At 38.0% G+C, this 13,345-nt stretch carries 11 protein-coding genes; 2 read left to right on the top strand and 9 right to left on the bottom strand.

The window, feature by feature from the left end; genetic code table 11:
* Window positions 1–68: 68 nt before the first annotated feature.
* The gene (locus MKX14_RS07550) at window positions 69–698 is read right to left on the bottom strand and encodes a hypothetical protein (RefSeq protein WP_240282177.1); all 630 of its coding nucleotides are present in this window, start codon (window positions 696–698) and stop codon (window positions 69–71) included.
* A 338-nt stretch (window positions 699–1,036) separates the two neighbouring features.
* Here MKX14_RS07550 and MKX14_RS07545 point away from each other — a divergent pair, with 338 nt between their 5' ends.
* Window positions 1,037–1,690 carry a hypothetical protein gene (locus MKX14_RS07545; RefSeq protein ID WP_033854112.1) on the top strand — a complete coding sequence of 218 codons (654 nt, stop codon included), beginning with the start codon at window positions 1,037–1,039 and terminating at the stop codon, window positions 1,688–1,690.
* Between the two features lie 23 nt (window positions 1,691–1,713).
* Here the strand turns inward: MKX14_RS07545 and MKX14_RS07540 are convergent, their stop codons facing one another.
* The 4 genes from MKX14_RS07540 to MKX14_RS07525 form a co-directional block, all read right to left on the bottom strand.
* Window positions 1,714–3,213, bottom strand: a complete 1,500-nt coding sequence (locus tag MKX14_RS07540) for a hypothetical protein (protein WP_033854111.1) — start codon at window positions 3,211–3,213, stop codon at window positions 1,714–1,716.
* Window positions 3,210–3,434 carry a helix-turn-helix transcriptional regulator gene (locus MKX14_RS07535; protein WP_240282176.1) on the bottom strand — a complete coding sequence of 75 codons (225 nt, stop codon included), beginning with the start codon at window positions 3,432–3,434 and terminating at the stop codon, window positions 3,210–3,212. The genes MKX14_RS07540 and MKX14_RS07535 overlap by 4 nt, the downstream gene beginning before the upstream one ends.
* A gap of 127 nt (window positions 3,435–3,561) precedes the next feature.
* Window positions 3,562–4,554 carry a hypothetical protein gene (locus MKX14_RS07530; protein ID WP_240282175.1) on the bottom strand — a complete coding sequence of 331 codons (993 nt, stop codon included), beginning with the start codon at window positions 4,552–4,554 and terminating at the stop codon, window positions 3,562–3,564.
* A 323-nt stretch (window positions 4,555–4,877) separates the two neighbouring features.
* A complete protein-coding gene (locus MKX14_RS07525) occupies window positions 4,878–5,825 on the bottom strand; it encodes a hypothetical protein (RefSeq protein WP_002116860.1) in 948 nt (315 codons plus the stop codon).
* A 273-nt stretch (window positions 5,826–6,098) separates the two neighbouring features.
* Between MKX14_RS07525 and MKX14_RS07520 the strand changes: the two genes are divergently transcribed.
* Window positions 6,099–6,437, top strand: a complete 339-nt coding sequence (locus MKX14_RS07520; RefSeq protein ID WP_002117013.1) for a hypothetical protein — start codon at window positions 6,099–6,101, stop codon at window positions 6,435–6,437.
* Window positions 6,438–6,456: 19 nt separating this feature from the next.
* Here MKX14_RS07520 and MKX14_RS07515 read toward each other — a convergent pair whose 3' ends face one another.
* The 4 genes from MKX14_RS07515 to MKX14_RS07500 form a co-directional block, all read right to left on the bottom strand.
* Window positions 6,457–7,413: a cation diffusion facilitator family transporter gene (locus tag MKX14_RS07515; protein WP_046813438.1), complete on the bottom strand. Its 957-nt coding sequence runs from the start codon at window positions 7,411–7,413 to the stop codon at window positions 6,457–6,459.
* A gap of 132 nt (window positions 7,414–7,545) precedes the next feature.
* Window positions 7,546–10,704 carry an efflux RND transporter permease subunit gene (gene czcA / locus MKX14_RS07510; protein ID WP_240282174.1) on the bottom strand — a complete coding sequence of 1,053 codons (3,159 nt, stop codon included), beginning with the start codon at window positions 10,702–10,704 and terminating at the stop codon, window positions 7,546–7,548.
* A complete protein-coding gene (czcB, locus tag MKX14_RS07505; protein WP_240282173.1) occupies window positions 10,694–11,902 on the bottom strand; it encodes an efflux RND transporter periplasmic adaptor subunit in 1,209 nt (402 codons plus the stop codon). The genes czcA and czcB overlap by 11 nt, the downstream gene beginning before the upstream one ends.
* A complete protein-coding gene (locus tag MKX14_RS07500; protein WP_240282172.1) occupies window positions 11,902–13,311 on the bottom strand; it encodes a TolC family protein in 1,410 nt (469 codons plus the stop codon). The genes czcB and MKX14_RS07500 overlap by 1 nt, the downstream gene beginning before the upstream one ends.
* Window positions 13,312–13,345: the final 34 nt, after the last annotated feature.

The raw sequence follows: 13,345 nt of genomic DNA, 5'->3' as shown, positions 1-13,345 counted from the left end.
ATTTATCATTCTGATAAATATTAGAAATATTTTTAGGAATCAATTTAAAATCAATAACGCTGAAGGCTTTAATTTAAAAAATATAAAGCGGATTTTTCTTTACCTTCAAAATTAATTGAACCTAAATATGGATATGATTTCTTTTGATCGGTTGTTAAATTTCCATAATCAATACGTGTTTTTTCTTTGATTTCTTTTCTTATTTTATCCGTGCTAGCGTCAAAGATAATGACGGTATGACTTGCATCACCACATCTATCATTTCCACTTATGTCACAAACACCGCGCTTAATGCCAATAACATCTAAACCAAAAAGTTTCGTTCCTTTTACTTTCCATGTAAAAAACTTTCCTGTTTTTTCTGAAGGCTGATAAGCACGAATACCTTTTTCTACCCAATAATCGATCTGTCCATAATTTACAGCTCTCAAAATTGATTCATAAGGTATAGGAGCGTATCCATTTTCACTTTGGGTAAAGGTGTTCGTTGAGTTATATAAATTAGAAGGCACAAGCTGTGGAGGACGATCAACCCTTTTTTGATGTTCATCAATAAAGACTAGATTATAGGTTTGGCTATCTTTGCTGTTGCCATTATTAGGTACTTGTAAGCTATTCTCTGCATGCAATTGATGAGCATACATAGACGCGCCTAATGTACAGGCAATAACGCCTAAAATTAGTTTATTAGGTTTCATTATTATAAAGTCCCTTCGTTGATTATGGTGGCAGAACGAGCAAGGGTTCGCAGACTTGGTAATACACAAGCACACCCGAAGGTGTCCCTCACTCGTCCTACCGCAACGAGCGAGGGACGATAGTTACACACGAGAACATTCCTCAGAAGAAATAGTTCTGATGCGGTATTACAGCGGTCTGCGACGACCGGCTGACAATGTGGTCAGCGACTAGATGATAATTGTTGGTTATTGTAAACGTCAATAGTTTTCTAAATATGAACTTCTATATTAAATATTATTGACCACAATTTGTATTACATATAAATTACAAATTAAATGACAAAAATAGACCTCTTATGAAACCAGACTTACTTGCTTCAGCATTATTTAACCAAGTAGATGAAAGCTCAACTACCCCAGTGTCAATAAGATTACCCAACCTTCTAATTAATGAACTTGAAGAACTATCGATCACTTTAGATAAATCTAAAAGTTTTTTGATTAATGAGTATATTAAGGATGGTATTAGGCGTACCCATGAACTTATTCAAAAACATACTGAAAATTTACCTATCAATGATGAGCGTGAACCTAACGATTTTACTAAACAGAAAGTTTTTATTTTGAATACTAATTACAGTAACAATCCTGAAGCACATTTTGAAATGATCAATAACCAAGAAGCTGCTGCATTTGTTACTGGTTGGAAGCACTTAATTTTAAATCTCCGTGAAGGAGATAAAGTTTACTTATACCAAAGTGGTGTAGGTTTTGTTGCTTCAGGAAATGCTACTGGTGATTTGATTATAAGTGATTATAAAGGGCAACCCGATGAGAAATATGCTAAAAAACTTGCTAATTTCAAAACGGGATTTAAAGCAATTTCAGCAAAAGAGTTTAAAAAAGCGACAGGTAAAGGAACAAATTTCAGAGCAACTTTATCTGAAATGACTCTACATCAAGGCCTTAAGCTTAATGAGTTAATTCAAAACCGACTACAAAAACTATAGACACCACAAACAAAAAAAGCAGCCTATAAAGGCTGCTTTTCTTTGAGTAAAAGGATTATTCCATCATAAATTTGTTGCTCAGTTGATGTTAGATTAATGGTATTCAATGTTGTAAATAGATAACCACTACTACCATCAACATTTTTATCAACCACTTGCACACCAGTTTCAGCATTAAATGCCCGCGTAATCAGTCGAGATGTAATTGGCACCCCAGCAAGCTGAAGCTTTTCCTGAAACCGTTCCAATTCGATGGAGCGAATACCCTTTCGTAGATCATCAGATGCTACTAGATAATCTCCACAGGCTTTTACAAACACTTTCGTAGGTACGTTCCCCCATGTAGTTTTATCTGTCACATCAAATATTACAAGCTTTTGAGAAACATGTTTTTCACGTGGGATAGGATACTTAACCTTAGTGAAATCAATATTTGCAACTTCCAAAATTTTATCTTTCACCAAGCCAGACTGAAACATAAAGTTAGTGACATCGTTGTAAATATCTTCACCTAGCAAGATAGAAATTTTTAGTAAGTCCTCCCACACATCACCTAAGCGATTATCAATATATTCAATTAACGGTACATTCAATGTTTGAATGAACTCTAAAATTTCATCGTAATAATCCTTTATAACTTCATCTATTGCATGTGAAAGGCTGATTAAATCCGCCGTCTCGACATATTTGTACTTCTTGAGATTTACCCCATTAGGTACTTTCTGCATTTCAACAACAATACAACGTGAGACTGTTGCTACTTCTAGCTTTTCAGCAATATTGATTCCTGAAACACACTTAAAACCAAAAACACTTTTAGATGCTTTAGCACGAGCAGTAACTGGACCATCTCGCTCAAAACCGCTATTAAAGTATTCTGTAAAGTCTTTGACATTTTTCAGTACATCTACTTCATCAGCAAATACAGGACGACCTCTTGATGAATCAGTCATCCGCACTAATCCAGCAGGTGTAGCATTAGCTACACGTTCATTAGCATTAATGCCATTCACCCAAGCTAGAAACATTTGAAGTGTACTCTTGCCATATCCAGATCCTGAAGCATTAATCATCAAGATAGGAGCAAAATACAAATCTTTAGCATTTATTTCATCGTAAAGGGATAAAAACCGAGTTAAGACAGACCAGCAAAAGAGCACTGAAAAAGTTTGTTCTGTCAGAAACAAGAATTCTTCCCCTCGCACCTTAAATAAATGGTGGAGTCCTCGCAATTCATTTTGGATAATCTCTGATTGAGGAATATCTTCTACAGTATTTTTAACAATTCCAGTTGGTCCGCTAATACAAGCAGGGATAACAACTTGATTTCCCCCACCCTCAATAACTAGATCATCTGTTTTACAATCTTCTTTCTCACCTCCCTTATTCACAATGCTAAAATGTAGTACTGATTGACTCTCAATTTGATCAGTTTCTGAATGGACAGAATTGCAGTTCTGTTCATCAGTTGAATGGGCTATCTCTTGATAGCCTTTTTCATTATTGAACTCCTCCATCGTCATAATTCCGTGCCTCCATACTGGTTCAACCAACTGTGAATGACCTCACAGCGCCAACGAGTTAGCGTATGAATCTTCACGGGAACAGGAAAGCGACCATCTTTAACCCACTTCCAAACAGTTGAACGTTTAATAGGTAGATGTGGAAGCATATCGTTTAGGCAGATATAGCCTGTTTTAGGCAATAGTGAACTGTCACCATTGCCAATATTGGTACTTTGCATATGTGTCTCTTAAATTAATTAAAGAATATGTAGGTCTTACCCCACACAACAAATATGCACCTTGAATTGGAGTATGAAGAAGTAGAGTATTCTTAAATACTCTAAAAATAAATTCCATCTAATTGTTTTATTTATATTTATTTATAATTATTTTCTTAATATCCCCCATTAGATCAGTCCATACTTGATTAAAGGTACTCTCATTACGCATTAAATCCTTATGTAGTGCTTTATGATTTCGTTCCATATGATACTTCACTTGTACTCTTAGACCGTCACGACCATTTCTACCGTTAATTTGCTTTACTTGAGGCAACGCATTAAGTTGATAACCTAATTCAATAATGAGCTTTGGAACCTCTGTATAAATTCTAGTTGTTGTGGTTATATCTTCTACTTGACCATTTCGCCTTTTTCTTAATGCTAGTAAGTCCGCTTTAATTTTTTCATTGATATCGTCAACTTCAATATTTTGGTTTTTTCCAATAAGTTGCTGAATATCATCTTTTAGAAAAACATAACTTTTTATATCAATGTAATTGTTGTTCTCAGCCTCATAAATTTTGTACGCTTGATCTCTACAAAAAAGCTCTTTTTTACCTAGTACTTTTTTAGGCGGTTCACCATGATTACCCATAAGGTGAACCATAGAATCCAATGTTAGATTTTCAATTAAATATACATCTTCGATTGCAATTTTTTTAGACTCACCAACAAGAATAGCATTCAGATAGTGAGCTGACTCTACGGGTCTTACATAACCATTAAAATTTACATAAGCTCTAACTAAAACATCAGGCTCTTCAATAAAATTGTTAGCAAAATCATCACCACTAGAGTCTGAATAAAATAATTTCCTATATTCGTATACACTTATCTTTCTTTTTACTTCAAGAAATCCACTCCATGGAAAACATGGTTTTAAAGAACCACTAATAATCAAATCATTAAATTTGTATGGAGGAGTGTCTAATAATTTAATGCTTTCTTCAAAACTTAGGTAATCGTTCTTTTCCCCATTTTCAGGATATTTCAATATTTTTGAATCAAAATCAGCAATAAACTTCTCAATAAATTTATTTGTGTCCTGCTGCTCTAATTGTTCCTTGTAATCAGCCATTCTTTTTGCTCAAAACTTTAAAAAATATAGTCAAGATTACAAAAGATAACATTCTTGTTACAATCAAAATTCTAAAAAAATAGATAATTTTTAAAATGAATCCCTACCATACTAAAAATTACAGCTCGTTTTTTTGACGGTATATATAACGGTATCAAATAGATTTAAAATATTTTATTTTTATTAAAATCAATAATATAAATACCCAATAAGGATTCCCGTAGGGACGCCAAATTCTAAAAAGCCACTGCATAAAGTCAGTGGCTTTTTTCTTGCCTAAAAAAATAAAAAGCCAATCAATGATTAGCTTTTCATATGCTCTATCAACCCGCAATTCCTACTTGTACTTCAAGGCGACCTGACTGCACTCGTAGTCCTCTAATTTCAAACTGATCTACGAGCTGCTGCACAAGCTCGCGACTTTCTCTCAAAATATTCAAGCCTGGTAAAATACTAAAATCAGTCAAACTTAAAAGCTTTTCAACCATCCATGAACGGTTGTTAATAAAGTCAATAAATCCTGCTTGCTCTAGGTCAATAAACCACATGCGATGCCCATCGCGTTGGATTCCGGGAATATCGCCAATCAAGTGATTAATGAGTGATGGAATAGGCAACATATTTACGACTTCGAAACCAACTCGACCAATACGGCGCACAGCCCAATTTGACAAGGTGCCGCCATGTCGAATCTGAACATCAAGACTTTCATCCATTTGTCGCAAGCGTAAGAATTTTTCCTGCCCAATACGACATTCCAATACTTTAAAATCTAAACTCAAACGATACATGAAGCGATGATAATGCCCATCGATCTCGACTTGGAAACTGTCATTGCCGCACTTGATTTTAATATCATCAATTTCTGAGCGATCAATGCGCTTACGAATTTGATTATTTAATAACATTTCGGGTAAGTACAACGTTAAGGTACTTTTGCCCAAAAAAGTTCGCGCCATAATCAACGCGACTTGGCGTGCTGTTTCACTGGTTTCAGACACCATATCTCTTACCGTGCCTGCTGCCAGATTTGTCATTCCGACAACTCCACGTCGTGTATGAGTAGTTACTTGATCGAGCGCGTCCAAAGCAGCATCAGCAACCTCTGCAATATTACGTGTCGTGTCGCTAGCAAACCCAACTGCATCTTGGGCATGTTGCAATGTCTTATGCAGTAATCGACGAGATAATGACGGTTTAGCGGTATCTGGGGTAGCTAAAACCGATGCTGTCGTTGTAGGCTGCGACTTATTGTCATCTTGTTGACCCAAGTCCCTCTCTCCTTTTTATATTTATCCCACATCCTATTCGAGTATTTAAGCTCATTTATTGTGCTAATCACACTTCATTTTTCTGTAGATTAGCATGCTCTACAATATTATTTTAATTTTTATGTGTACGGATAAATCATCTGTTTTTTATATTTCTTTGTTTATTCATAAGTAATTTTTCTGCTAACTCAACGCATTTCATCGATATCTTACAAATTTTTTTCTTTCTGCACATTTCCGTTAGAATAGATTCAAACTAAATGTGGAGTTCTCATGCAATATCGTTGCCCTAAATGTCAAAGTGTTAAAATTATGCCTGTGAGCCAAGGCGTGAACAGCGCAAAACCTGTCGTTCCTAAAAGTCTGGTTATCTTGATTCCTGCAATTTTTGTGCTTTTACTGTTAGTAGTCATTAGCATCTTTATGTGGATTTTTGGCAATGGTGCAGGTAGTTCTCTTCAAATCGCAACAGTAGTTGCATTTGTGGTTACTGTAGGGGCAGGTTTTATGTTCTGGCGTGATTTGCCTGATTTTAAACTTTCTATGCAAGCATTTATGCAGTCACAAAAACACTGGAAATGCCGTGACTGCAATAACGAATGGGAAATTTAAAAAAACTGTTCACATCAGCTTAATGCTGATGTGAATGTGCATTGTCTGCTTCATCATGTTTATGCGAAGCATGCTGAGCAATATGCTGACAATTAATCTCGGCATCGTCCTCAATTTGCAATGTCACTTCACCAATACCATGTTCATGGGAAAGCATTTCAACAGCATCTTGATACAACTTGGTACGATCAGCTTCAGGTGCAAATAAATGCACGGTTAAATGGATGTTTTTAGACGTAATCGCCCACACTTTGAGTTGGTGAATACTCTCAACACCATTTAAAGAAAGTAAATCTGCACGTAGCTTCTCAATATCAACCTCTTCGGGTACACCTTCGAGCAAAATGTTAATACTTTGCTTAAGTAAAACCCATGTTCTTGGCAACACCCAAAATCCAATCAGTACCGCAATAAGCGTGTCAATCCAGTACCAATTAGTGAAGTAAATAATAATTGCACCAATAATAACGCCTACCGAACCTAGTGCATCACTCAATACTTCTAGATAAGCACCTTTCACATTTAGGCTGTTATTGGCACTCGACATCAGGATTTTCATTGAGATGAGGTTAATTACCAAACCAATAGTCGCTACAACCAACATTCCCACACTTTGAATTTCAGGTGGCTTAGAGAATCGGATATAGGCTTCATATAAAATATAAATTGCCACCACGAACAGCATGAGTGCATTAAATAAAGCGGCCAGAATTTCAAAGCGTTGATAACCAAAAGTACGCTTATTATCAGCGGGACGTTTTGAAATCTGAATTGCGACCAGAGCAATTGCCAAAGCAGCTGCATCTGTAAACATATGCGCAGCGTCAGAGAGCAACGCCAGACTTTGTGTGATTAAACCTGCAATAACCTCAACAATTAAAAATGTCGTAGTAAGCGCCAAGGCAATCGTTAGTTTCTTGGCATTACCTTCAGTCACTACAGCATGACTATGGTCATGACCATGTTGTCCACCCATTTTGCGGACTCCTTATTATTTATCTTTATGGTGAGGTAAAAGTAACCATGAATTCATGTTTACCTTTACCTGTTTCAAATACTTTTCTGACTCAAACTTTTTCATCAAAAAAGATATCTCAAATCGATGACATTATGAATGCTCAACTTTATTCGTCTTGCTTTCATTCATCCATCGATAAATGACTGGCAATAAAACCAGCGTTAGTATCGTAGATGAAATAATGCCACCGATTACTACCGTTGCCAAAGGTCGTTGTACCTCTGCACCAGTTCCAGTTGCTAAAGCCATTGGAATAAAACCAAGTGAAGCAACAAATGCCGTCATTAATACAGGGCGTAGTCGCAGTACAGCACCTTTCCAAGTTGCTGTATGAACATCTAGGGTTGCTCTTAGCTCTTTAATGAATGTGAGCATGACCAAACCATTCAATACCGCAACACCTGATAAAGCGATAAACCCGACTCCAGCAGACATAGAAAGTGGAATATCTCTCAGCCACAAAGCCACTAATCCACCGGACAAAGCGAAAGGAACCCCGCTAAATACAAGTAAACTGTCTTTAAAATTACTAAATACCGCCATCAACAATACAAAGATCATGATGAGTGCCATCGGTACGACGATTTGCATTCTTGCAGTGGCAGAAGCAAGATTCTCAAATTGCCCTCCATAACCTAACCAGTAACCGCTAGGTAGCTTTTGCTGCGCCAGTTTACTTTGCATTTCTTGTACAAAAGACCCAAGGTCACGATCACGCACATTTGCCGTCACAATCACTCGGCGTTTGCCATTTTCACGGCTCACTTGAGCAAGGCCCAGAATATTCTCAACTTTAGCAACATCTTGTAACTGGATCAGACCGCCGTTTGGTAAGCGAATCGGTAATTGTGCTAGCTGCTGAGGCGTACGCATGTTTTCCTGTAAGCGAATCACGAAATCGAAACGTCTATCGCCCTGTAAAATTTGCCCTACACTCTGTCCTCCAATACTCGCAGCGACAATATCCTGAATAGACTTGACTGATAATCCGTATTGGGCAGCCAGAGCATGATCAACATCTACATTAAGTAATGGCAAACCATCAGTCTGTTCAACTTTGACTTCACTAGCGCCTGGAATGCTACGTAGCTGTTGGGCTATTTTTTCCGCTTCCTGATTGAGGATTTGCATATCATCCCCAAAAATTTTCACACCGATATCACTACGGACACCTGAAATGAGCTCATTAAAACGTAGTTCAATGGGTTGCGAGAATTCACTGTTATTACCAGGAATCTGATTCACGAATTGCAGCATTCTGGTACGCAATTCATCTATCGTTTCTTTAGGGTTTGGCCATTGATCATGTGGTTTTAATAGAACAATACCATCGGAAATATTTGGAGGCATGACATCGGTAGCAACCTCGGCTGTTCCTGTTCTTGCAAAAATGGCTTTAATTTCAGGGAAAGCTTTCAGTAACTGCTTTTCTACATTCTCCTGAATCTTAAGCGACTCTTCTATACCTGTGCTCGGTGCACGCATGAGTTGTAATGCAAAATCACCCTCACTGAGTTGAGGCGCGAACTCACTCCCCACTCTTGTTGCAATTGCACCAGTAAGAATCAAGATGCTGACCGCTGCTGTGACAACAACATATCGGAAGGCATATGCTTTATCGAGTAAGCCTGCATAACCTTTTTTCAGCGTCATCATCCAGCGGCTTTCTTTTTCCTTCACTTCACCCGTAACAAACAGAGCTACTGCTGCCGGAACAAAGGTCACAGATAAAATAATTGCTCCCAATAATGCTAGGACAACGGTCATTGCCATAGGATGAAACATCTTTGCTTCAACGCCTGCTAAAGCAAAAATTGGTAGGTACACGACCATAATGATGATCTGACCAAATATTAATGGTCGTCGTGCTTGTTTAGCGGCTAGAAAGACCTCCGTGAAACGTTCTGAACGTGTTAATAAACGACCTTTTAAATGCTGTGCTTCAGCCAAACGCCGAATACAGTTTTCAACAATGACAACTGCCCCATCAACAATGATCCCGAAGTCTAAAGCGCCCAGACTCATCAGGTTGGCACTGATTTTCTGTTCTGCCATACCTGTTAAGGTAAAAAGCATTGCCAATGGGATAATACAAGCAGTGATTAAAGCAGCACGAAAATTTCCTAAAAAAATAAAAAGAATAACGATGACTAAAATCGCCCCTTCAATTAAATTTTTAGCTACAGTTTTAATCGCTTTATCTACGAGGCTACTACGATCATAGACTGTTTCAATCACAACGCCCTGAGGAAGTGATCTTTGAATTTCCTGAACTTTGTCGTCAATCGCCTTGGCAATAGTTTTACTGTTTTCACCCATCATCATCATGGCGATACCTAAAACAGTTTCCTGTCCATTATAGGTAGCACCACCTGTACGCAAATCATGACCAATCGATACTGACGCTACATCGGCAACCCGTATAGGTAAACCGTTTTTAGTGGCGACCGTAACGTTCTGGATATCTTGTATCGATGTCAGCATGCCCGGAACACGAACTGTGAGTTGCTGACCATTCTCTTCAATAAATCCAGCACCGCGGTTTTCATTGTTATTTTGAAGCGCATCCTGTAAGTCAGTGAGTGGAATCTGCAACTGCTGTAACCGCGTCAGATCGGGTGAAACCACATAGGTTTTGTTATATCCACCAATACTATTAACCTCGGCTACCCCTTGTACGCGTTGTAACTGAGGACGAATAATCCAGTCTTGAATTTCACGCAGATCCATCGCGCTATAGGCTGAACCATCTGCTTTTTTGGCATTTGGCTCTGCTTTTACCACCCATTGATAAATCTCACCCAATCCAGTTGAAATTGGAGACATTTGTGGGTCAATACTATCGGGTAAAGCACTCTTAGCTTCTTGTAAACGCTGGTTAATTAACTGTCTTGCCCAGTAAATATCTGTACCATCTTTAAAGATAATCGTGACCTGAGAAAGACCATATCTGGAAATTGAACGCGTCTGCTCAAGATTTGGAATACCAGACATGGCATTTTCAATCGGATAAGTAATCCTTTGCTCAACTTCAGGTGCCGTAAAACCATTGGCCTGACTATTGATTTGTACCTGTACATTAGTGATATCAGGCACGGCATCAATTGAAAGTTTTTGGTAGCTATAAATTCCGACACCAATCCAAGCCACGACAAACATCATGACCCAAATGGCGTTGTTAATTGAAAACTGAATGATTCGATCAAACAAACCTTCAGCCTTTGGCAGATCAGGTTTATTAATGTCCATGCTCAGCCTCCCCTTTTTCAAGTTCGGACTTGAGCAAGAAACTACCTTGAGTCACATATTGCTGCTTTTCAGTAATTCCGGATTTAACTTCGACCCATTGTGCATCTGAAGAATAATTACCTAACTCAACTGCAACAGGAGCAAAATGAATTTTGTCCTTCTCTTGTTTTGCAATAAAGACGACATTCTTGCCATCAATCTGTTGTATCGCTGTCTTGTTAACTCGTAATACAGTCGCTGCATTATTTTGTTTTAGTAACACATTGACCATTAAGTTAGGACGTAATTCTTTTGAAGGTGTGAGTACCTTGGCACGAACCTGTAAACGACCAGTTTGAGTATCCGCTTCTGAAGTTAGGCTTTGTACCTGTGCTTTAAAAATGTTGTTGGTTTGCAGTGATTTAAATTCAATTTCCTGATTAGGCTGAATATTGGTATTTGCACTTGGTAGCACAAATTCGACCCATAACTGATCTAGGCGATCAATAACAAATAATTGTTTTTCAGGACCAATTTGCTCACCAATGACAATATCTTTATTACTGATTACACCACTTAAAGGTGCAGTTAAAACATATCGGCCTTTACTTGAGCGATTCGCCCCCAAAGCAGATAAACGGCTATTTGCGGCCTGCACCTGAATCTGTGCCTGACGATAGGCATTGTAAGCTCTCTGATAATCTTGACGTGCTGAAACTCCTTGTTCCCACAATTGTTTTTCACGTTGATAATCTTGCTGGGCTAATGTCAGTGCTTCTTGTGCCATGCTTAAGTTAGCTTGTTGATCAACCAAATCCGGCACAAATAAAGTTGCAAGTGCCTGACCCTTTTCAACTTGTTGTCCCAACGCAACATTTACGCTATCTACACGCGCAGAAAACGTTGAAGAGACATGTGCTTGCTGGTCCGTATTTACAACGAGTTTGGCAGGATAAGAGAGGCTCTGTTCAACTTCTCCACGTCCTACTTGCTCTAACTTCACTCCATATTCAACCAGTTGCTTAGACGTGAGGTTTAAACTCCCTTCCTCTTTTTCAGATTCTTCATGACCAGCTTCACCCTCTGCATGCTCTTCTTCACCTTCATCAGTATTAGGCTGTTTTTTTCCAGAGAAAAATAACCAAGCACTTAAAGCAAGGCAGAAAATCAGCAACAAAAGAGCAATAAGCCATTGGTTTTTCATTTTTTTAACTGACATTACTCTGCCCCTCCAACTGTCGGCAAGTTATAGGTGTCTTGCCATAAATTTTGATTAATTTGATTTAATGCATCTCCAGACATCACCATATTTGGATCGATCCCGAGAGCTAAACTTTCTGCCTCAATTGCTTTTTGCCAAGCAGATTTAAGGAGTTGAACTTTTTTCAAACGTTGTTCTTGTAATTGAAGTGTAGATTGCTGAACATCGGTAATTGCAAATTTACCGACTTTAAAGCCAAGCAACATTTTCTCCTGTACCGTCTCTGATAAAGGGATTTGCTGCTCATTCATTAAATTATATTGCTGCTTTAAACCCGCTAACTCGTACTGTAGAGTACGAATAGAATTCTCGCTTTGCTTTTTATAAAAGCTTTGCTGCTGGTCAATTAAATTAAGTTTGCTTTGAGCAACTTTTAGGGCATATTGCTGGCGATTAAAAATGTTTAAAGGAACTGCTATACCGACTCGAATCTGATTTTCGGTACTGCTCGTTTCTGCGGTTTTACTACGAACCACACCCATATTTACAGTAGGCGTAGGCCGATTTTTTGCCTTTAAATAATTAATTTCAGAATTTTGTTGTATTGCTTGAAGCCGCAGGGACTGTTCTAACAAATTCTGTTTTAAATATTGGTCGATATCACTTTCATTTTTTAAAGGCCACGCACTTTTTATATCTGGACGTAACGTGAAGTTATCTTCTGTCTCACCCCATAAGTTAGCCAATTTTCTTTTAGCACTACTCAGTGATAATTCAACTTCCTGATATAAACGCTGATTTTCAACATGCGTCATAAGAGTTCGATCTAAATCAACCTGAGCAATACTGCCGGCCTGAAAGCGTAAGCGGGTCGCATCTAAAAGGTTCTTACTCGTTCTTAACTGGGCTTTAGTAACTTCATGTTCAAGCTCTAAAATAGATACTTGTGACCATAAATATTTTACCGCCAGCTTCAGTTGAGCCTCATATAAAACCTGATTTAACTCAACCTGATTTTGCTGAACACTTGCTAGTTTTTTTGCTGCGGAGCGTACACCAAAAATATCTAGTTTTTGCGAGATCCCAAGTTCTAACTCCTGATCTTTTCCAGATTTAAAACCCGTTTGCTGTACAGAAACCGTCGGATTTTCCCATAGCTGGCTCTGCTTGATATTACTGTCTGCAATATCTTGTTGAGCTTGCCAAATTCCTGTTTGAGTCTGAAACTGCTTAACCTGATCGAGTACTTGTTCAAACGTTAAAACATTCTGTACACGCTGTGGTTGTGTATTCTCAGCAAGGTTCTGATTTGAACTGGCTGCGTTTGTTACGACACCAGTTGAAAGTGCAACAGCAACAACTAATGATTTAAATACCCAAGATGTACTCAGACTAACGAAACTTTTTTCGTATAAAAAAATAGACATAAAATAACCCTATGAAATAAATAATATTTCTGGT

Source organism: Acinetobacter pittii (genome assembly GCF_022449185.1).
In the GTDB taxonomy this organism is placed as follows: Bacteria; Pseudomonadota; Gammaproteobacteria; order Pseudomonadales; family Moraxellaceae; genus Acinetobacter; species Acinetobacter pittii_I.
The sequence above is the reverse complement of the archived record's forward strand: the minus strand, read 5'-3'. Positions and strand labels throughout refer to the sequence as shown.